A 796-nucleotide genomic window follows, 5' to 3' on the forward strand; every position below is an offset into this window, starting at 1 on the left:
TGAAGCATACCCATGTCACTAATAGAGGAAATGTAGTTAGCAACAGAGACTTTACTGTTGAAGCGAATAATAACCGACTTGAGCAAGTCAGTTTTAGCGGAACGGAATTTTCTTATGTTTATGATGTCAATGGCAATATGATAAGCGAAGGATTAGCTCGTCATTTTGAATGGAATCATAGTGATCAGCTGACAGTGTTTAGAGCACAAACAGGCAATAGTGAGCCCAGCATCCACGCCCATTATCTATATGATGCTTCAGGGCTGCGTGTGATGAAACTGGTGCGTAAACAAGGCGGTAGCTGGGAAAGCCGAGTTTACATTGGTGAGCTGTTTGAGCATTTTCGCTGGGATAATTCAGGCGCTAGCCCAAAAGAGAATAATGTCTTGCATATCATGGATAATCAACAGCGGATTGCATTAGTGAGAAGAGGAGACGCTCATCAAAACGATGCTGGGCCAGCCGTACAATTTCATCTAAGCGATCATTTGGGAAGCAGTAATCTGGTACTGGATGATGCTGGGGAAATGATAAATCGGGAAGAGCATTATCCCTACGGTGAAACCAGCTTTGGTAGTTTTGCTCGCAAGCGCTATCGGTTTACTGGTAAAGAGCGGGATGAGGAGAGTGGTTTAAATTATCATAGGGCAAGGTATTATTCAGTTTCAACAGTTAGGTGGATTTCTTGTGATCCTATTGGGCTTGCGGGTGGGATTAATTTGTTTTCGTATGCAAGTTCTAACCCAAATAATCGGGTTGATCTTAATGGGATGGATGATAAAGAAAAGGTATATAT

The 796-nt window shown here is 42.3% G+C and carries 1 protein-coding gene; it reads left to right on the forward strand.

Annotated elements, in window-relative coordinates:
• Positions 1-137: 137 nt before the first annotated feature.
• On the forward strand, positions 138-796 hold a 659-nt coding region (locus ACS8FD_RS19215; protein ID WP_439277034.1), incomplete at its 3' end, for an RHS repeat domain-containing protein.

The organism is Psychrobacter sp. 1U2 (assembly GCF_051847575.1).